This window comes from Pseudophaeobacter profundi (genome assembly GCF_029697505.1).
Lineage (GTDB): Bacteria > Pseudomonadota > Alphaproteobacteria > Rhodobacterales > Rhodobacteraceae > Pseudophaeobacter > Pseudophaeobacter profundi.
Genome location: NZ_JARJEF010000179.1, coordinates 1 through 292, shown reverse-complemented (window position 1 = coordinate 292; position 292 = coordinate 1). Strand labels below are relative to the sequence as shown.

The following is a 292-nucleotide window of genomic DNA, read 5'->3' as shown; positions in this document are numbered from 1 at the left end:
ATTTAGTGAGAAGGCGATTCTCATTGATGGGCGAGGCCACTTGTTGGGCCGCCTTGCTGCCATCGTGGCCAAAACCATCCTACAGGGCAACAAGGTAGTTGTCGTGAGGACAGAACAGATCAACATTTCTGGTAACTTCTTTAGGAGTAAATTGAAGTACTTGGCGTTTTTGCGAAAACGCTGCAATGTCAATCCTGCTCGTGGCCCCTTCCACTTCAGGGCACCCAGTGCAATCCTCTACAGGACAATCAGAGGTATGATCCCACACAAGACAAAGCGAGGCAAGGAGGCG

1 protein-coding gene is annotated in these 292 nt (G+C 50.3%); it reads left to right on the top strand.

The features are described from left to right. Positions 1 to 64 precede the first annotated feature (64 nt). Positions 65 to 292: 50S ribosomal protein L13 (gene rplM / locus P2081_RS21255; RefSeq protein WP_369011420.1), on the top strand; the 228-nt coding region annotated here is incomplete at its 3' end.